The organism is Paenibacillus camelliae (assembly GCF_023715345.1).
GTDB lineage: Bacteria > Bacillota > Bacilli > Paenibacillales > Paenibacillaceae > Pristimantibacillus > Pristimantibacillus camelliae.
On sequence record NZ_JAMBNY010000109.1, the window covers coordinates 1 to 213 of the forward strand.

Annotated in this window: 1 rRNA gene; it reads left to right on the forward strand. The window is 51.2% G+C overall.

The annotated features are described in order from the left end of the window. Positions 1 to 213: ribosomal RNA gene (locus tag M3180_RS23180) — 16S ribosomal RNA — on the forward strand; the annotation flags it as partial.

Genomic DNA, 213 nt, shown 5'->3' on the forward strand with positions numbered 1-213 from the left:
GTCGAGCGGACTTGATGGAGTGCTTGCACTCCTGAGAGTTAGCGGCGGACGGGTGAGTAACACGTAGGTAACCTGCCCATAAGACTGGGATAACATTCGGAAACGAATGCTAATACCGGATACGCAAATCTCTCGCATGAGAGAGTTGGGAAAGGCGGAGCAATCTGTCACTTATGGATGGACCTGCGGTGCATTAGCTAGTTGGTGAGGTAA